Below are 19,117 nucleotides of genomic sequence, written 5' to 3' on the forward strand. Positions count from 1 at the left end.
GCTCAAGGTAGAAAGGGAAAGCAGATGATGCTAGATGGGGCGCCTCGCCGATTCCTAGGTACAGCGCCCACGCGGCTAGCTTCTCGCAAGGTCGTCTTTGGACCAGCCACCGCCAAGCGCCCGGATCAGTCCGACATCAGCTCCGAGTTGCTGTGTCTGGACGTTGATGACAGCGCGTTGTGCGTCGAGCGCAGTCGTCTGCGCCTGTACCACGTCCAGATAGCTGACCGTGCCGCGCTTGTACCGCTCAAGCGCGAGGTTCACGGATACGTCAGCCTCGCTTGCGGCATCTTGCTGCTGCCCCAAGGCCGTTCCGAGATTTGACAACAGGGATAGATTGTCCTCCACCTCCTTGAACGAGGCTAGAACGACTCCGCGATATTTTGCACCGGCTTCTTCTGTTGCGGCCTTGGCAGAGTCGACCTGAGCCCGACGCTTCCCACCGTCAAAAATGTAAGTCGCAAGAGAGGGTCCGATTGCCCAGAATGAGCTTGGTGCGCTTAGAAGATCTCCATAGATTGAGCTTTGGAGTCCGCCCTGCGCGCTCAGCGTCAAGGAGGGGAAGTACGCCGCTCGTGCGACACCGATCTTGGAGTTAGCTTCTGCAACGCGTCTTTCGGCAGCCGCGATGTCGGGGCGGCGTTGGAGCAAAGCAGAGGGCAGGCTCAACGGGACCTGCGGAACCGTGATGGGAGCATAATCTGGCTGCAATGAAAAATCTGAGGCGGATGCACCAACCAATACCGCAATGGTGTGTTCCGTCACCGCGCGCATTGCAGTTACCTGCGACAACTGTGATTGCGCTGACGAGTATTGCGACTTGGCTCTGGCGACGTCCAAACCGTTTCCTACCCCTCCCGTGTGCCGGGCCTCAGTCAGTGTCAATGCTCTCTGGTACTCGTCAGCGGTCTGGGATAACAGCCGAAGCTCCTGGTCGAATCCACGGAGCTGGATGTAACTTTCGGCTAGCTGCGCTTCCAGGCTAAGCTGGACCGACGCGAGGTCGGCCTTTGTTGCGTCTGCTTCGTCCTTGCCAGCCGCGACAGAGTCGCGCACGCGCCCCCACAGATCTACCTCGTAATCGACCTCTACGCCAAGCGTCGCGGAGTTGTAGTCTGCCGGAGATGTCGCTCCCCGCAGCGGCCGGGTGTCGGACTCGCGGTCGCGTTGGGCGTTTCCGACTGCGCCAACCTGCGGGTACAGGTCAGATTGCGTCTGTCTCACAAAAGCCTGCGCGGCAGCATAGTGGGAAAGGGCCGCGCTCAGATCGGGATTGCTCTGAATGAGCTGTTGCTCAAGGGAGTCGAGCTCCGGCTCGTTATACGTTTTCCACCAGCCCGCTCGGTCGATCTGGTCGGCCGGTGTCGCGGCGACCCAAGGGCCACTTTCCTTGTACGTCGCTGCGACCGGAACATCGGGCATCTTGTATTCGGGGGCAAGCGAGCATCCGGCGACAAAAAACGCCGTTAACATCACGCAGATCGGCCGCTTATTCATGGGCGCTTGCCTTTTTCTTGCCAGCCGGTGTGGTGACTACCTGCACGACGTCTCCCTGGGTCAGTCCGTCCGGAGGAGTATCGATCACACGCTCACCCGTCTGCAGGCCTGACCCGATTTCAACCGCACTTCCGAGGTCTTCTTTGATTGCGACAGTTCGGTATTCAACGCGGTTGTTCGCATCGACGGTGGCGACCCGTGTTCCGTGATCGTCGAAAATCAGCGCGGTCGCCGGAATCCGCAGCGCCTGTCCCTGAAGCGGCAGGGTAAAGTGAAGCATTGCATAGCCGCCGGGCAAGAGTTTTCTGTCGGAGTTGTCGACAAGAAGCTGTACCAGAGTGGTGCCCGACTCGGCATTGACTGCGTCCGCCAGTCCGATAATTTTTGTAGTGAATTTTTCTCCGGGATGATCCGGTACCGTCAGCAGGGCTGTGGTTCCTGAGCGGACCAGGGCCGCGTAGTCCTGCGGCACGCGCACGTATACCCGAAGACGGCTGACGTCAGAGACCGTGAAGAGCTGCAAACCCGCGCCGCTACCCGTGTTGATAAGCGCACCGACATCTGTGTTACGCGCAGTGACCACACCAGAAAACGGCGCTGTGATTCGCGCGAAGGCTTTGGAGGCCATCAGGCGGTCTACGTTCGCCTGCGCTGCGCGCACCTTCGCAATTTTCGCTGTAGCATCGGCGGTCCGGTCATCTACCTCTTGGCGCGATACGGAGTCGGAGCCCAGGAGTGCCTGCCAACGGGCCGCAGTCGTTTTCGCGAGAGACTCGTCGGCCGTGGCACTCTCGAGATCTGCCTTGGCCTGAAGGAGCTGCTGGTCAAGCTCAGGCGTATCAATCACCGCCAGCAACTGTCCCTGCGTCACCCGATCGCCGATGTCGACGCTCCACGACTTCAGATAGCCGCTCACCTGTGCATAGATGGGGGCTGTGGTGAAAGCCTGTAGTCGGCCCGGCAGTTCCAGCGGAGAACCTTCCTTCGCGCTCACGGCCTGGATTACCGTCACAGAGGGAATTGCCCTTGCTTCGGTCCAGTTCTTGAGCTTTGCGGCATCAACTGCACGGAGCGTCACGCCAGTGATTACGATTGCCGCAGCGATAGCAAGCCCTACGCCGGTAGCGACCAGTGTTTTGCGACGGGGCGGCACGCCATGAATTACGGGTTCAGACGACATTGACGGGACCTCGGGAAGCGGGCGTCGGGCCGGGAGCGCGACGTTGACGGGAATGAATCATGCAAAAAATTGCCGGGACCAGGAGAAGCGTGGCGGTGGTGGCGAAAATCAGGCCACCGATCACCGCGCGGCCGAGCGGAGCGTTCTGCTCGCCGCCTTCGCCCAAGCTGAGTGCCATCGGAGCCATCCCGATAATCATGGAAAGAGCGGTCATCAAAACAGGACGGAAGCGGGTGGTACCGGCCTCCAGTGCGGCGCGGAACGGGTCCCCGTGTATCGCTAACTGCTCACGGCAAAAGCTCACTACAAGGATTGCGTTGGCTGTGGCTACGCCCATACACATGATCGCGCCTGTCAGCGCAGGCACCGACATGGGTGTGCCGGTTCCGAACAGCATCCAGACAATTCCCGCGAGCGCCGCAGGCAGCGCAGTCACAATAACGAAAGGGTCAGCCCACGACTGGAAGTTCACGACGATCAACAGGTAGATAAGAACCACGGCACCAAGCAGGCCAAACAACATCCCGCTGAATGCATCGTTCATTGTCTGTACCTGTCCAAGCAACACAGTCTTGGACCCCGCAGGAAGGGCGCTCTCGTTCGCTGCGACGACCTTCTGGATATCCGCCGCTACCGATCCGAGATCCCGACCCTGTGTCGCGGCATAGATTTCGACCAGAGGCTGGATGTCGTACTGGTTGACCACCACGTTGCTTGTGGTTCTGTTCACCGAGGCAATGCCACCAAGAATCTGCCGGTCAGCAGAGGCGTTGGTGCCCGTGAGCGGCAGGTTTTTCAGCGCTGGCAATGAGGTCAGGGCGTACTGCGGTGTCTGCAGCACGATTGGATAAGAAACGCCGTTCGCAGGATTCAACCAGTAGGTAGGCGCAATCTGACTCGAGCCAGCAAGGTTGACGACAAGACTGTTCGTCACGTCTCGCTCAGTGATCCCAACAAGCTGCGCCTGAGTTCGGTCCACGTCGATATTGAACTGTGGGTTGCCTTGTGACTGCTGGATGCGCGCGTCTACAACACCTGGAATCCGACGAATCTGACGCAACAGCCGGTCGGCATACCGGAAGTTGGCAGAGAGATTGTTGCCACGGACCTGCAGGTCAATCGGAGCGGGAGCGCCAAAATTAAGGATCTGACTGACAATATCGGCCGGCGGGAATGAGAACGTCGTGCCGGGGAATTCGTGAGGCAACTTCTCCCGCATTTCGCGGACATAGTCGGCAGTCGGGTGATGTCCTTCTTTCAGGGATATCTGGATATCGCCGTCCTGCGAACCAATCGTGCCAGTGTTGTTGTACGCGGTGTTGATACCGCTGATAGACAGCCCGATATTGTCAACAACAGTACCAACTTCTGACGCGGGGATAATAGTTCGGATCTGGTTCTCGACGCTTGAAAATACCTGCGCTGTGTCTTCAACACGCATACCGACCGGTGCACGTACGTGCAGCAGGATCTGGCCGGCATCCACTGAGGGAAAGAAGTTTCGTCCCAGAAGCGGCACGAGTCCAAACGAGACGAGAACGAACGCGAAGAAGCAGCTGACGAAAATCCTGCGATTTGTTAGCGCAAGTTCGAGCAGCAATTGATAACGTGCACGGAGCTTTTCGAATACGCGTTCGAACTCACGCTGGAAGCGAACAAGCGCGTTGCGCGAAACGCGTTGATGGCCTGCATGCTCATCGTGGACATGCGGTTTCAGAAGATACTTGGCCATGGTCGGCACGAGCGTGCGCGAGAGGATAAATGAGGAGATCATCGCAAAGATAACCGCCTCGGCCATCGGGACAAACAGGAACCGGGCGATGCCGTTCAGAAAGAACATCGGCACAAAAACAATGCAGATGCATAGCAGGGAGACGAAGGCAGGCGTCACAATCTGCGCGGCGCCGTCCAGAATTGACTCGTCAACCTGTTTTCCCTGTTCCAGATGCCAATTGATGTTTTCAATTGTGACGGTGGCATCGTCAACGAGAATCCCGACCGCGAGCGCCAGCCCTCCGAGTGTCATGATGTTGAGCGTCTCACCCAATGCAGACAGAATGGCAATGGAGCCGAGGATTGCAAGCGGAATCGAGGTGGCGATGATGATGGTCGAGCGCCAGCTTCCAAGGAAGAGAAGAATCATCAGACTTGTCAGGACGGCTGCGATCACGCCTTCTCGCGCAACCCCCGTGATTGCCGACTGGACAAATATTGACTGGTCGCCAATTGGGTCAATCTGCAGATTAGGCGGCAGGGAGGACTTCGCATCAACTACTCGGTTCTTGATTCCCGAAATAATCGCAAGGGTGGATGCAGACCCGTTCTTCAGGATTGTCATCAGCACGGAGCGACTTCCGTTCACGTGCACGATGTTCGTCTGCGGTGGACTGCCGTCAGTCACATCAGCGATGTCCCGCATATAGACAGCGGTTCCATTCGCTGTTTTGACTGGTATGGCTTGGAACGCGGCAATGGTTGACGGGGCATCGTTTAGCTGCAGCGTGTACTCAAAGCTGCCAATCTTCTCAGTGCCGATTGGCGTAATGAGATTCTGGGCAGCCAGCGCATTCGATACATCCTGGGCGGACAACCCCCGCGCCTGGAGCGCGTTCGGCTTGAGGTTGATCTGAATCTGACGCGTTTTACCGCCGTAAGGGTATGGCAGCGAAGCCCCGGCCACAGAAGTTAGCCTTGGACGCAAAGCGTTGAGCCCGATATCGCCGAGGTTTTGCTCCGTGAGTCCCTTACCCGACAGCGCCAACTGGATGATTGGTACAGTCGAAGCGCTGTAGTTGAGCACCAGCGGGGGCGTAATGCCAGGTGGAAGCTGCTTGAGAATGGCCTGTGAAACAGCGGTAACCTGGGCGTTGGCGGACCGGATGTCAGCGCCGGGCTGGAAATAGATTTTGACAATGCCATAACCTGCCAGCGACTCACCCTCGATGTGCTGAACATCGTTGACCACCGTCGTCAGCACCCGTTCGAAAGGCGATGTGATTCGACCCGCCATCTGGTCGGGGGGCAGGCCCGTGTATTGCCATACAACAGCAATAACCGGAATCCTGATGTCTGGAAAAATGTCGGTTGGGGTGCGCAGGGCAGCAAGCGGTCCAATGATAAGAATGAGGATCGCCAGAACGACGAACGTATACGGTCGTCGCAGAGCAGTTCGGACAAGGCCTAACATGGGGTATCCAGGGTCACGATGTTTAACTATTCAGCGCTAGTACCGACGAACCGATGCAATGCTTGCCTGCGTGACGAGTCAGTACTCTGACCGTCACCTTCATCCATCGGAATCGAAGGCGAAAAGGCGGGACTCTGAACGTGCGGCGAATCAGCGTGCCAATCTCGGGCGGCTGGCGAACGGATACTAGCTGCGGGCGCCAAGAATATCCTCGTCTATCGGAGCAACAACATGTTACCCAGCTTGCGCTAGCGGGTATTTGGATGGAAGGTTCGCGTGTCCATACCGAGCGAAGCCTTACTGGGCCTGCGAATCCAGGGTATCGACATCAATACATATCGTCGCTGTAAGAGACATTTGTTTATTGGGTGTATTGACAAACGTGTATATGCATGTATTTTTATGGGACTGGTGCAAACTCGACTGTGCCTCGCCCTGAAGCAGTGCGAGTCAAGTGTGTCAGTCATAATCAGATAGCTTGACCGAATGGAGGTTCGATTGTCCGCCGCCCCTGCAACTTTATCGGCCGCTCCAGTCACAATGAAGACATCATTACTCGAAGCTCTGCGAGATATAGTTGGCCGGAGATACGTCCTTACGCGTGAAAGTGCAACGCGCCGTTACCGCACGGGGTTCCGGTTTGGCGCGGGTAAGGCCCTGGCGGTCGTGCGCCCTGGGAGTGTTGTCGAGCAATGGAATGTGCTTCAGGCGTGCATTGACGCAAAGGTCATTGTGATCGCACAGGCGTCGAACACGGGTCTCACTGGTGGATCAAGTCCGGATGGCGATAACTACGACCGCGACGTCGTTATCGTAAGTATGTCGCGGATGAAAAAGCTGTTTGTGATCAACAGAGGTCAACAGGTCGTTTGTCTTCCAGGTTCGACGCTTGATCAACTCGAACAGACCTTGAAACCACTGGGTCGCGAACCGCACTCTGTGATTGGCGCAAGCTGTATCGGTGCCTCTGTGTTCGGAGGGGTGTGCAACAATTCGGGAGGCGCGCTCGTTCAGCGTGGGCCCGCATACACGCAACTGGCTATCTTTGCCCGGGTGGATGATTCTGGACATCTGACACTCGTCAACCATCTCGGCATTGAACTCGGACATACACCCGAAGAAATTCTCGGACGTCTCGAAAACAGGGCGTTCACTGACGCGGACATAGATCACGATACCGGCGCCGCCTCGGATCGGGACTATAAGCAGCATGTTCGGGATACCGACGCCGGCACACCGGCACGCTTCAACGCTGATCCGCAGCGGCTCTACGAAGCCTCGGGTTCTGCTGGCAAGATCATGCTGTTCGCGCTTCGGCTCGACACTTTCCCGGTTGAAAAGGGCGCCAAGGTATTCTACGTAGGAACGAATAAATCCGACGAACTGACGGACATCCGGTGCCACTCGTTGCGGAAGTTTACTGACGTTCCCATCTCCGGCGAGTACCTTCATCGCGATGCATTCGATGTCTCGGAGAAGTACGGGAAAGACATGTTCCTCGCGATCGACTGGCTGGGTACTGCAAGAATTCCAGGTCTTTTCGCCCTGAAAACCCGATTCGATTCCTTCTTCAACCGGCTCGGTATTTTTCCGTCGCATTTCACCGACCGCGTAATGCAGGCTGCCAGCCAGCTCTTTCCAAGCCATCTGCCAAAGCGAATCAAGGAATACCGGAATAAGTACGAGCATCATTTGATTCTCAAGGTGTCAGCTTCGAGCCTCAAAGAGACGCGCACGTTCCTGACTGATTTCTTCGCGTCAGCAACTGGGGACTTCTTTGAGTGTACGGAGGAGGAAGGACGCAAGGCCTTTCTGCATCGCTTCGCTGCTGCTGGTGCCGCCGTCCGATATCGTGCCGTGCATGGCAAGGACGTCGAGGATATCGTTGCACTGGACATCGCATTACGGCGGAACGATCGCGACTGGGTCGAGACTTTGCCTTGTGCAATCGATAAGAAGATATCTATCAAGATGTATTACGGCCACTTTTTGTGCCATGTTTTTCATCAAGACTACATCGTGAAGAAGGGCAATGACTGCGTTGCCGTTGAACGCGCCATGTGGGACCTCCTCGATGAGCGCGGTGCTGAATATCCCGCCGAACACAACGTCGGTCATCTGTATCGCGCTAAGCCAGACCTTGCATCGTTTTATCGGGAACTGGATCCATGCAATTGTTTCAACCCGGGGCTTGGGGGTGATTCAAAATTTGCCCGCTACCGCGAAGCCGGTCATGAGCTAACGTGAACTTGTCAATGTCCGATGATTGCTGGATTGTCTGGTTTTTTGCTTGCGCGGCCGCCCTGCTAGCATGCCGCTCCGACAGCGGGTCATGCTCGAAGCACCGTAGTTGTGTTTCTGCTTGTTCCGCCAGGGCACCACTTCGGGGGCGTTGGGTCGGACAGTAAGTGGAACGCCAAAATCGTGCGTGCCGATTGGCGTTAGAAACTGTTGCGGATTGACTCTCTGTAAGATCGCCAGTGCGGCGCCTTTCTTTGATGCATGTTCAGATCCAACTAGGGAGAGCAGCATGTCAAACGCTCCATCCGACCGCGCCGTGTCCCGGAATCCCGCCACCGGCGAGGTAGCCGCAGAATTTGACTTTCAGAGCAACTTCGACCTTGATCAGGCACTCTCCAGGAGCTTCGCAGGCTTCAAGAAATGGCGGGAGTTGCCGCTAGCACAACGAGCAAAGGTTCTCAAGGAATTGGCGACGGTTCTTCGGGACCGAATTGAGTCGATCGCTACGGTGATCACTCGCGAAATGGGAAAACCAATAGCGCAGGCACGGGAAGAAGTCGAGAAGTGTGCTTTTCTTTGTGACTGGTACAGCGAGCATGGTCCCGGATTCCTAAAGCCAAAACCTGTCCACGTCGATAATGGGCAAGCTAGGCATGAATTCCGACCCCTAGGGCCGGTCTTGGCGGTAATGCCGTGGAATTTTCCTGCATGGCAGGTATTGAGAGGTGCTGTAGGGATCCTTTTGGTTGGCAATTCGTATGTGCTAAAACCTGCTCCAAACGTTGTGGGGAGTGCCTATATGCTGCTTGATGCCTTCGCGGCGACTGAACTGCCAGCCGGGGTATTCGAAGTGGTTAATATCAAACCCGAGGACGTTTCGCGGGCAATCATCGACCCAAGAGTAGCAGCCATTGCAGTCACCGCTAGTGCCAAAGCAGGAGCGGCGATTGCATCGCAAGCTGGTGCAGCTCTGAAGAAGTGCGTGCTTGAACTTGGGGGCGCGGATCCGTACATTGTCCTGGCCGATGCAGATCTTGACGAGGCGGTGAAAGCAGCAGTTGTCGGTCGATTTCAGAACACAGGCCAAGTTTGCATCGCTGCCAAACGAATTATCGTCGAGCAAGCTATAGCCGAAGAATTTGAGCGAAGATTCGTCGCTGCAGTGAAGACCTTGACAGTCGGCGACCCGATGGACGAGCGCAACTATGTCGGTCCCATGGCTCGCTACGATTTGCGGGATGAACTGGACAGGCAGGTTCAAAACACCCTTGATGAAGGTGCTCACCTTTTGCTGGGTGGACGGAAGATGGACGGTCCTGGTAACTTCTACGAGCCGACTATTCTCGCCGGCGTGCAGCCGGGTATGACCTCATTCGCGGAAGAACTGTTTGGCCCCGTTGCCTCCATCACCGTCGCGCGGGACGTCGAGCATTCCGTCGAACTGGCCAATACCAGCGAGTTCGGTCTTTCAGGCACTATCTGGACTAGGGATTTGGACCTCGCAGACCGGATCGCGGAGCAACTCGAAGCTGGCAGTGTATTTGTCAACGGCTATGTTGCGACCGATCCGCGTTTGAGCGTCGGTGGCGTCAAAAAGAGTGGATATGGGCGAGAATTGTCGAGTTTTGGCCTGCTAGAGTTTACGAACATCCAGAGCGTCTGGATTGGCAGACACTAAATGGCAAAATCGATCGCGACCGTGTGCTCCAACGGGCGCGCCTGCTAGTCGCGATTGCCAACGTTTTTGCGTGTTGCATTAAGCCGACGCCAGACCCCCGGAGATATCCCGTTCGCCGCAAGAAAACGTTTGTTGAAGTGGGTCTGGGTCGAAAACCCGCAAGCCACTGCAATTTCGACTAAAGGCAGTTGCGTTGTCAGCATCAATGTCTTTGCCCGCAGCAGACGTTGCGATATAAGGTATTGATAGGGGGATTGTCCGACCTGTCTCTTGAACGCATGGCTGAAGTGTCCCGACGACATTCCACATTCGGCCGCAAGCATGGCAATCGTCACAGAGCCATCGAGGTGTGTGTCAATCATCTCCCTCACGCGTCTTTCCTGCCAATGCGCTAAACCGCCGCGTATAGCCCGGCTTTCAGCAAAACGCACGTTGCCATATTTGTTGAGCACGTGCGCACTAACAGCCCGTGTTATTGTCTCTACGAACAGGGGAGACGAGTGCGCCGGATTTTCCAGTGCCGGCAAAAGACACGATGCAAGGTGGCCAAAGATCGGATCAACCGTTCCAGGTACTGGAAATTGCAGGCCTTCAATTGGTTTCGCCCCCATATCATCGATAAACTGATTTAATGTGCTCTGCGGTACCGAAAATCGGATGATGTCGAATGGGTCAACCATCTCTGCATGCGGATCATCACTTAAGTGGGCAATGCATACCGCATGCACATGCAGTGGAGTCTTAAGCTCAGCCGCAACTCTGTCGCCGAACCATAACCGTGCTGAAGACATGTGCTTCAATTTGACGCTCATAAAATAGGCGTCGTCGCGAGGCAAGATCGGTGTCCGGCCGAAGCGGGGTCCGTCATACGATAACCGGAGTACAGATAACGTCGGGCTGACAAGCTCCCTGCGATGTAGAACACGCTCGTTAGCTTCACCACTACAGTTTCGTTCCAACGTCGTCGACATCAATTTGCCTTCTCTTACGATAATGAAATTGTAGTTTGCTGGTTCAAATTCGCCGGCACGGCCCGCAAGCGCCAGATTTGGCCACGTGGCCGCTATGGCCACTCAAATCACGTCACCAAATCCACGTAGTAGAGCGCTGGTCGGCTGCCCATCCGTAAGATCAACTTGCAAAATCTTCTCATTTCTCTGTTCGTAGCCAACGCTCATCGACTTCGTGTCTTGCGCTCGTTTGGCGAGATAGCCGATAGCAAATTGGACTCTTTTGTCAGCGCATTTTAGTCGTCCGTCTTACGCTTTGTATTGGATAAAAAGACAGAAATTTGTACGATTCTGCGGTCACTGCAACAATTCGGGCACGACGACTGCAGCGAGGGACATTGCAGAGGCAAGATTCCCGAAACGTGGCGGCCAAAAAGTCGACCTGACCCGAATCGTCTACCTAGATCGCGAAGTTACAATCTTGGAGAAGGTAGCGCGTGAATGAGATAAGTCGGGAAAGCACTCTTCTCTAAGTTTTTACTCGTCGAAGTCCTCGTCCGAGGTTCTTCGACGTCGGCTTTGGTGCCATGCGGAACGAACCGAGCCATATCCTCTCAATCTTTTTTTGCCGTGTAGCACCTGCAGCGCGGTTTGTGTGCATGCATCCCAAACGCACTGCCACTAGAGCGTCTTCTATACCTTCAACTTTTCTCGAAAGCATTTGGTAAGATTTTGCGCCATTGTCAGCGAGGCGTCTTTGAGTCAAAGCCACGCAATTTCGTCCGACTCGTGACGTACGAGAAGTTGGTCACTGCATCACGGCGGCCGCCAATAAAATCGACGCCAAGGCACAAGCCACGAACGGTAGACCAATAACAATCATCATAAGATGCTGCGACTGCTCATTCCGGAAATTGGATTCGAAGGCTGACATCGTCGGATTTCCCAACCTTTTTGACGATTGATCTAATATCGCTCGGTGAGCCATACGCGATGCTCGAAGAATTAGTCACGTCAAGCATGATCGATTGCTCGTCCCGGTAGCCGGCTAGCGTGTTGTTCCCGTATCGATGCGCGGAATTTAGTAGCGTTGGCATTTAGCGCAGTTCGTCTGTTTTACTTACGGATTCCGCGATGTCCCTCTGTAACAAGCACCCCTGCGCCTCAAAATTCCCGCTGCGTCTACGAGGCTTGAAGCGTACGCGCGAACAAAATCTCGGTCAGAAGACCCACGTCTCTCCCACAGCCGTTTTCAGGTTTGATAAAGTAGGCGCATGTACACGTATTTGTTTCTGATCCGGCATCCACCAAGTGCGACGACTGTCGGTCGTTATGAAGTCGGTCGCCACCTATTCGTGCCCATTCGAGTCTTTGATAGTTACCGCCGGAAAGCAGTGACTTCCCCCTTTTTGCTCCGGTCGCTACATCCTTCGCTCCCGAGGTGCTTTAAAGAGCAGTCGACACTGAGATTCGTCAAATTTCTCACCTCGAAGAAAGGTAGCCAAAAAACGGTCCGTGAAGCAACGTACGCCGTTCGTGTTATCCACATATAGAATTTCGGCATCAATACTTGCGATCCTTGCTGTCGCCTCTGCGATATTAAAAAATTTTTACTCGATCACCATGTCATTCAAAATTCGTCAAGTTTCGGGCAAGCTCTCGCCTACCGAGCGGCATCCGAGCAAAGAAATGCTGCTACCCATGGCTGACAGATACGTCCTCAATATCTCTCTTGCAAACCATCTTGCGCTCGCCGCGTGTGAGAAGGGACAGGGAAATGCTCACCTTCTTAACGAATTGATGAAGGTTGTTTATCTAACCTTTTATCTTCAAGTTGCGGGGTTTGGTGATGTGCCGGTCGACTTGTACAGGCGCGCTGAACGAATGCTGGAAGACGCGGGAATAAGCGGGCGTCGGGACGGACTTTGGTACGTGCCCGATGAGGCGTCTGCCGTTTTGGCCGGAATTTTGTTATTGCACGATCGTCAACTGGCTGAGGCGACAGTTTGGCGAGTGATGGAGGCCAAGCGTCGCCTGTCCCGATTCATTGAAAGCGATCGAGAGTCGCCGTTTCCCTCGGTGCGCTCCTCACTCCAGTGACGATTCTGCGAAATCCAGAATTCGACGTCAGTCTGTACGTTGTTTCGTCCGCTGTAATCACCGCCTGACGCATAAATCAATTGCCGTGCTTGCTCTAAATCAGCCTGCTGAATCGTGCAACAATGCTGGAGGTTTGAAGTTATTTTTTTCAAACGTTTTGTTTCTTGTACGAACAACTCGGGAGTGCAAAGCAAATGAAGTTCGTCACCTACATAAAGTATGTCGACGATGCTGCTAAGGTGGCATCTCTTCGCCCCACACATCGCGAATACATGGCGCTTCTCGGTGCCGCTGGATCTCTCGTGGCAGCCGGTCCGTTCGAGGATGGAAGTGGCGCTCTTTTCATCTACGAGGCCGATACATATGATGCGGCGCTTGCCATCCTTAAAGCCGACCCTTATGACATTGGTGGCGCATTTGCGAGCTTTGATATGAAGCCGTGGAAAATCGTAGCAGCAAACGTTGATCTACTGAATTCGGTTGACTAATCAACGGGTAATGAGGCAAGTTATTGATCAACGGTTTTGCGACGAGACCTTGACGCATGAACGAGTTGTCTCGATTATCAGCTATCCTCGGCAATGGCGATGATCCGACTAAAGTCAAAGCGTGCCAGAGGATTTCGGGCGGAGGGGTTATTTTCCCAGTTCAAACAATTGGGATTGGTTCGCCGCTCATCCGTTGCAACGGAAGTTCATAATGTCTAAGAGACTATCTGGCGATGAAAGCGCGGTTCAATCGTTGTGTCATTTTTGTGTAGACCGTTCCACGGATCTTCCACTGCGCTTCGATAACGCGCGTTTCGCAGCTCAGCTGTGCTCTCGTAAATCCCACAAGATCTGTTGCGGTAGTACCGTACTCAGATATGCTGGGGCGTAGATAAGCAATCGTGCTTATTCGCTTGCGTTCATCCATGGTCGCCGATCCCTGATCGGATTTGTCAAAGTTTGTCTGACTCCGTTGGTAGTAAAAACAACATAAGCGGGTTCCCATCCCGGTGCAGGGCGAATTCGGCACGGTAGGCCGATTGACAGTTAATTGGCAAATTGGATCGATGTCTGGCTGGAATCCTCTCTGTCTCAAGGAACGGCATTTCCGCCAAATGTTCCACGTTGCCCCTTTCTTCTCCCGCTTTCTTGCGATACATGCAAACTCATACGCAAAATGCGGTGACAGTCCTCGGACTTCTTTTAGGGAGCCTGCCCATATGTAGCCGTGCTTTCGCAAGCTCGTCGGATCAAGTGTAAGCGTTGCCCCAGCACCGTCTAGACCAATGTTGCCAAAGTGGACACAGTAGGCCCCACCAAACGAGTGGTGGAGACTACTTTGTCACCTGAGATAGCAACAGCAGCGAGACGGACGCGTAAAGGTACCCCCAACCACCCCATCGAGTTTCGGCGTGAACTCGCGAAGCTGGCATGTGAACCGGGTGTCTCGGTCGCACGACTGGCTTTGGAACACGGGCTCAATACGAATCTTTTGTTCAAATGGCGCCGAGCCTATCAAGTCGGGCAGTATGAGCCGCCGACACTGCTGCCCGTAGAAGTGGTGCACGAGGAGCGCACAATTGAGAACGCGGCTGTATTGCCGGCTCAGTCGCAGAGCAAGACCCAGCCGGTCGTCGCGGGTGTGATTGAGGTAAGCGTAGGCATCGCACGCGTGCGTATCGAGGGCACGCCCGACGCGGCCACGCTGCGTGTTGTGCTACGTACGTTGCGTGCTGCTGCGGAGGCTGAAACGTGATTGGTCTTCCTGTCGGCACGCGTGTCTGGCTGGCTGCCGGCGTGACCGACATGCGTGCCGGATTCAACAGCCTCGCCGCCAAGGTGCAGACCGTGCTTGAACGGGATCCGTTCTGCGGGCACGTCTTCGTGTTTCGCGGCAAACGCGGCGACCTGCTCAAGGTGCTGTGGTGGAGCGGCGATGGGATGTGCCTGCTGATGAAGCGACTCGAGAAGGGGCGCTTCGTATGGCCTCAAGCCGACGGTGGTGTTATCTGCCTGAGCCCGGCGCAACTATCGATGCTGCCGGAAGGCATCGACTGGCGGCATCCGACGAGAACGGCGCGCCCGACTTCAGCGTTGTAAACGTCGTTGCCGGCGCGTAAACTGCCTGCATGACGCGCGCGAACCCACTTCCCGACGATGTCGAAACGCTGAAGGCCATGCTGCTCAGCCAAGAGGCGGCGCTGCGCGAGCGCGACGCGCAAGTGCTCAAACTGCAGGAAACGGTCGACTCGCAACAAGCTGCGCTGGCCTCGCGCGCAGCGGAAGTCGAACACCTGAAGCTGCTCATTGCCAAGCTGCGCCGTATGCAGTTCGGCCGCAAGTCGGAGAAGCTGGACCGCCAGATCGAGCAACTCGAACTGCGTCTCGAAGAGCTCGAGACTGACGAAGGCGCGGCACCGGTCGAAATCCCGAAGAAGCCGCGCACGGCCGTGGAACAGGCACCGCGCAAGCCACTGCCCGAACATCTGCCGCGCGAGATCCAGACACACTTGCCCGAATCCGCCGGGAAGTGCACGCAGTGTGGTGGCCTGATGAAGTCGCTGGGCGAAGACGTCGCCGAGCAACTTGAGTACGTACCAGCAAGCTTCCGTGTCATCCGTCATGTGCGCCCGAAGTTTGCCTGCGTGTGTTGCGACCACATCTCTCAGGCACCTGCACCGAGCCGTCCCATCGAGCGTGGTCTCGCCGGCCCAGGACTGCTGGCACACGTGCTGGTCTCGAAGTTTGCAGACCACTTGCCGCTTTACCGGCAGTCGGTCATCTACGCGAGAGAAGGCGTCGAGCTTGACCGCTCGCTGCTTGCGAAGTGGGTCGGTCATGCGGCGACGCTGCTGCAGCCGCTCGTTGAAACACTACATCGTCACGTGATGTCGGCGACGAAACTGCACGCGGACGACACACCGGTTCCCGTGCTTGCACCGGGCAATGGCAAGACGAAGACCGGTCGCTTGTGGGTGTACTTGCGCGATGATCGTGCATCGGCCGACGTGACGCCGCCGGCGGTCTGGTTTGCCTACACGCCGGATCGAAAGGGCATCCATCCGCAACAGCATCTCGAGGCATTCAACGGCACGCTGCAAGCCGACGCGTACGGTGGATACCAGGCTATCTACGAAACCGGGCGAGTTACAGAGGCAGCTTGCTGGGCGCATGCCCGACGACAGTTCTATGAGTTGCACGTAGCGCGCCCCAATGCGTTGAACACCGAAGCGCTCGAGCGTATCGGCGCGCTATACAGGATTGAGGAAACGATCCGGGGCAAACCACCCGATGAGCGCCAGGCGTATCGCCAGGAACACGCGCGGCCGCTACTCGATCGCTTCCATGCATGGCTCACCATGACACTGGAAACGCTCTCGCGCAAATCGGATACGAGCCAGGCGATCCTCTATGCGATGAACCGGTGGGAAGCGCTCACACGCTATTGCGATGATGGCCAGCTCGAGATTGACAATCTGCCAGTCGAGCGCGCGCTACGCGGGGTGGCCATCGGTCGACGCAATTACCTGTTTGCCGGTGCCGATTCCGGGGGTGAGCGCGCCGCTGCCATCTACAGCCTCGTTGGCACCGCAAAACTCAACGGCATCGATCCTGAGGCCTATCTACGCTACGTGCTCACGCGCATCGCCGACCACGCGATTAACCGCATCGACGAACTCACACCGTGGGCCGTCGCCGATCAGCTCCGCCGCCCAGCCTGACAATCACGCTCTCCAGTCAAGACGTTGCTGCTGCCACGCTTACGATCAAGTGACTACAAGATGCGAGATTTATGAACGAAACGATCTTCTTTGGGCGCTGACCGCAGTGTCCCCGATTGGCATCGGTAGAATTTCGGTATTTGCGTTTTCGATAGACGAGAGCTTTTGCCAGTCGCAGTTGCACCGTTTAGGTACAACCAGAAGGGCGAGTTCACGTCCTGCTTTGGGAATGTTAGCCCGAAATCGTAGACCCAGCGCCGCCTGATCCTGTCGCAATTGCGGGAAGAGGGCAGTCCAGCTTGCTGGCCAAAATCTCCAATTCAAGATACGCGAGATGATGGAGCCCACGGCAGCGGGGGCGGAATACTGGGTCTCCCCGTTTAATTGGGCACCCGGACAGCGAGCATAGCCCGCTGCCACGCGCGGCTCTCAGCTGCCATATCTGCTCACCATAGTGTCCCAAAGTTGAGTCGCACCAGCAAACCACAATCGTTTCTTCGTCTTGCCATTCAAGGATCCGGATCGATTCTGCGCAAGACCGCGAACGAGGCGTTATTTTACGTCTACCCGATTTGCGTGGCTTCGCCGCCGAGGCCACGTCTCGGAAATTCGCGCCTCTGTCGGTGACAGCAGCGAGGGAAACCAGCGTTTGCTTCCAAGGATCAATCTGTGAATCCATGAGTATTCGGATTCAAGACTTTGCAGTCTGTCATCCGCTCCGGCTAGAAGATGTCTTCGGATGTCGTGATCGGAGTAAGCCTGTCGCGGCTGCGATCCTGCCTGCACATGTTCTTATCAGGGCAGTTCTAATGCTACGAAAATCTGGCGCCGAAGTAATTGAGCAGTTCGAGAATGGACCGTTGTCGAAAATGTAGTATCCGGTCAAGGGAACGCGCATCCAGTTCGAATCAAATCGTGGGCAACGCCGAGGTGCCAGCATTGGCGCTCGAGCGAGCGCTGGCGGCGGTGCTCTTGGAAGCGTCCGCAGAGTTGCTCAAAGCGTTGAATCGGTAAGGCATGAGAGCATGCAGACAGCCGTCTCTCGTCTCGTCTTGTGTCATTGTTTGTGGCCGCGCTGAAAAACAGCAAATCAACTACTGGCGCGGGTTGAAGGGTATTTGCTTTTTACATCGCCTGCCCGGGGGCGGCGATGTGCGTCGGTTGTTAACCTACAACCAAGACTAACGGCGGCATGCAAAAAACTGCCCGTCGAATCTTTGGAATATCAGAAGGTTGGCATCTTGCTGATGTCGTAGTTAGTCGAATTTTTGGAGATTCGCAGCTCGACTTCTACCGGTTCGCCGAGTGTAATTGTCTTGCCGTCGGCGCTGAGCTTGGCCGTGAGAACGGTATTGCCGCCTTGAAGCAGTTCCACGACCTGTGTCGCGGATTTCGCACCCATTGGAGACCAGCTATTCGATGTAGCGTTGAGTAGCCAGACTTTGAAAGAAGACGCGACGTGATTGTTCGGGTTATTGTGGTTTGCGGCGGTTATGCAATATTTAGCCATGATTTTTGGTATATCGGCTTTAGAGCCATGGTGACGGGGGAAGATAAATGGAACGCTGGTTTATCAATGCGATAATTAGGCCGACAGTCGGAGTTGAAGACACTATTCATAGTGTTTTCAAAGGCATTCCTTGTCAAGATAGATATGGTGGCTGATATCCAAACCTGTTGACGCTGTCAACAAAAGGCTATTGACATGCTAATGGCAGATGAGTTTGCTTAGGAGTTGAGGGGCTAATTGTGCCGATTGGGAGAAAAATCGCTAGGACTGTTCGTCATGCTGGGCTGACGATTTGTACCATCAGCTTTCTTTGCTGGCAAAGCCGGGTCGGCGCCATTGGTCTTTTCAAATAAGATGCATCTACAACTGATGTTTATTGTATGCTCCAATCGGTTACGGCTACATCTGATTCGAAAAGGGGTGCTGGTTACTGAATGGTTGTAGAGGTTGGATTTGCCACATTCGGGTACCTGCGCATTTGATGACAACTTTATAGGGGTGATTCTCTATGCCGACTTATGTTGTTTCTACTGTATCGGGAAGGCTCACTGCTTACGTAAAGCAGGAAATTGCTTCACGCATTACAGAATCTCATGGTGATGCTACCGGCGCTCCAAGCTTTTTCGCTCAGGTTATTTTAATGAGATGCCTGATGGCGGCTGCTTCATCGGTGGGCGCCCACTGAGTACCGATCACGTCTTCATCCACGGTTACATTCGAGGCGGCAGGACCATTGAGCAAAAGCAAAAGCTTCTCAATTCAATTGTGACGGCTGTGGGTGAGGCAGCATCTACGGAACGACGCTTCATATGGGCGTATATTTCAGATCTTCCTCCGGCGCAAATGGTGGAATATGGCCGAATCTTGCCAGAGCCTGGGACCGAGGATCAATGGCTTGAATCGTTGTCTTCGGCCGAGCGTGAACACCTTCTGAGTATAGGGAAGCACCAAGATAAATAGCAGCGCCGAGAGGATCTGCCAAGGACCATGGGGGCAGGGGAGCGCATGCCGAAGATATGCTCTTTCGTCGGCGTTCTTCAGTCTGAGACGTCGATCAGAATTGCC

General features: G+C 55.3%; 13 protein-coding genes. 7 read left to right on the forward strand and 6 right to left on the reverse strand.

Going from position 1 to position 19,117, the window contains the following annotated elements; translation table 11 throughout:
* Positions 1 to 75 precede the first annotated feature (75 nt).
* Genes P3T18_RS14885 through P3T18_RS14895 form a run of 3 tightly spaced genes read right to left on the reverse strand, consistent with a single transcriptional unit; the run spans position 76 to position 5,864 of the window.
* Positions 76 to 1,497 carry an efflux transporter outer membrane subunit gene (locus tag P3T18_RS14885; RefSeq protein WP_429300678.1) on the reverse strand — a complete coding sequence of 474 codons (1,422 nt, stop codon included), beginning with the start codon at positions 1,495 to 1,497 and terminating at the stop codon, positions 76 to 78.
* Entirely contained in the window at positions 1,490 to 2,677 is a 1,188-nt protein-coding gene (locus tag P3T18_RS14890; protein ID WP_429300679.1) for an efflux RND transporter periplasmic adaptor subunit, read from the reverse strand. The genes P3T18_RS14885 and P3T18_RS14890 overlap by 8 nt, the downstream gene beginning before the upstream one ends.
* Positions 2,667 to 5,864 (reverse strand): efflux RND transporter permease subunit, encoded by a 3,198-nt coding sequence (locus P3T18_RS14895; protein WP_429300680.1) that lies wholly within the window; start codon positions 5,862 to 5,864, stop codon positions 2,667 to 2,669. Before P3T18_RS14895 ends, P3T18_RS14890 begins: the two co-directional genes overlap by 11 nt.
* 540 nt (positions 5,865 to 6,404) lie before the next feature.
* On the opposite strand from P3T18_RS14895, the gene dld reads away from it, so the two are divergent.
* Positions 6,405 to 8,111, forward strand: coding sequence for a D-lactate dehydrogenase (dld, locus tag P3T18_RS14900; protein ID WP_429301104.1), 1,707 nt, complete (start codon positions 6,405 to 6,407; stop codon positions 8,109 to 8,111).
* Between the two features lie 283 nt (positions 8,112 to 8,394).
* Positions 8,395 to 9,783, forward strand: coding sequence for an aldehyde dehydrogenase family protein (locus tag P3T18_RS14905; protein WP_429300681.1), 1,389 nt, complete (start codon positions 8,395 to 8,397; stop codon positions 9,781 to 9,783).
* A 44-nt stretch (positions 9,784 to 9,827) separates the two neighbouring features.
* Here the strand turns inward: P3T18_RS14905 and P3T18_RS14910 are convergent, their stop codons facing one another.
* Positions 9,828 to 10,619, reverse strand: a complete 792-nt coding sequence (locus tag P3T18_RS14910; RefSeq protein ID WP_429300682.1) for a helix-turn-helix domain-containing protein — start codon at positions 10,617 to 10,619, stop codon at positions 9,828 to 9,830.
* Positions 10,620 to 12,248: 1,629 nt separating this feature from the next.
* Here P3T18_RS14910 and P3T18_RS14915 point away from each other — a divergent pair.
* From P3T18_RS14915 to tnpC, 5 genes are all read left to right on the forward strand, one after another.
* Positions 12,249 to 12,833: a hypothetical protein gene (locus P3T18_RS14915; protein WP_429300683.1), complete on the forward strand. Its 585-nt coding sequence runs from the start codon at positions 12,249 to 12,251 to the stop codon at positions 12,831 to 12,833.
* A 194-nt stretch (positions 12,834 to 13,027) separates the two neighbouring features.
* On the forward strand, positions 13,028 to 13,321 hold the full coding sequence (locus tag P3T18_RS14920) for a YciI family protein (RefSeq protein WP_429300684.1): 294 nt from the start codon (positions 13,028 to 13,030) through the stop codon (positions 13,319 to 13,321).
* Positions 13,322 to 14,147: 826 nt separating this feature from the next.
* Positions 14,148 to 14,576 (forward strand): IS66-like element accessory protein TnpA, encoded by a 429-nt coding sequence (tnpA, locus tag P3T18_RS14925; protein ID WP_429300685.1) that lies wholly within the window; start codon positions 14,148 to 14,150, stop codon positions 14,574 to 14,576.
* Positions 14,573 to 14,920 (forward strand): IS66 family insertion sequence element accessory protein TnpB, encoded by a 348-nt coding sequence (gene tnpB / locus P3T18_RS14930; RefSeq protein WP_429300686.1) that lies wholly within the window; start codon positions 14,573 to 14,575, stop codon positions 14,918 to 14,920. Before tnpA ends, tnpB begins: the two co-directional genes overlap by 4 nt.
* 29 nt (positions 14,921 to 14,949) lie before the next feature.
* Positions 14,950 to 16,542: an IS66 family transposase gene (gene tnpC / locus P3T18_RS14935; RefSeq protein WP_429300687.1), complete on the forward strand. Its 1,593-nt coding sequence runs from the start codon at positions 14,950 to 14,952 to the stop codon at positions 16,540 to 16,542.
* Between the two features lie 232 nt (positions 16,543 to 16,774).
* On the opposite strand, the gene P3T18_RS14940 is transcribed toward tnpC, so the two are convergent.
* Both P3T18_RS14940 and P3T18_RS14945 read right to left on the reverse strand, forming a co-directional pair.
* Positions 16,775 to 17,221 (reverse strand): DUF3331 domain-containing protein, encoded by a 447-nt coding sequence (locus P3T18_RS14940; protein ID WP_429300688.1) that lies wholly within the window; start codon positions 17,219 to 17,221, stop codon positions 16,775 to 16,777.
* A gap of 546 nt (positions 17,222 to 17,767) precedes the next feature.
* Entirely contained in the window at positions 17,768 to 17,917 is a 150-nt protein-coding gene (locus P3T18_RS14945; RefSeq protein WP_429300689.1) for a hypothetical protein, read from the reverse strand.
* Positions 17,918 to 19,117: the final 1,200 nt, after the last annotated feature.

This window comes from Paraburkholderia sp. GAS199 (assembly GCF_050436585.1).
Classification (GTDB): domain Bacteria; phylum Pseudomonadota; class Gammaproteobacteria; order Burkholderiales; family Burkholderiaceae; genus Paraburkholderia.